This window comes from Rhizobium sp. SVR5-2C, from assembly GCF_056755115.1.
Genome location: NZ_JBNDHT010000597.1, coordinates 1 through 236 on the forward strand (window position 1 = coordinate 1; position 236 = coordinate 236).

The window sequence follows — 236 nt, forward strand, 5'->3', positions numbered from 1 at the left end:
GGGCCTGCTATATCCTGTTGACGAAGAAAGTCGGAGCGGCGTTCAGGGGGCTGGAAGTCCTCTCGATTTCGCTGATCGTCGCAGCGGTCGTGGCAACTCCTTTCTGTTTTGCCGGCGCGGTCCCGAATCTTGATGGCTACGGCCCTATCGAAATGGCGGGTCTGGCGACCCTGGTTCCGCTCCTGCCATACACGTTGGAAATGGTCGCGCTCAGGCGGATGACGACGACCTCATCC

At 60.2% G+C, this 236-nt stretch carries 1 pseudogene; it reads left to right on the top strand.

Annotated elements, in window-relative coordinates:
* Positions 1-236: pseudogene (locus ACPYOI_RS37050) on the top strand (EamA family transporter); the annotation flags it as partial.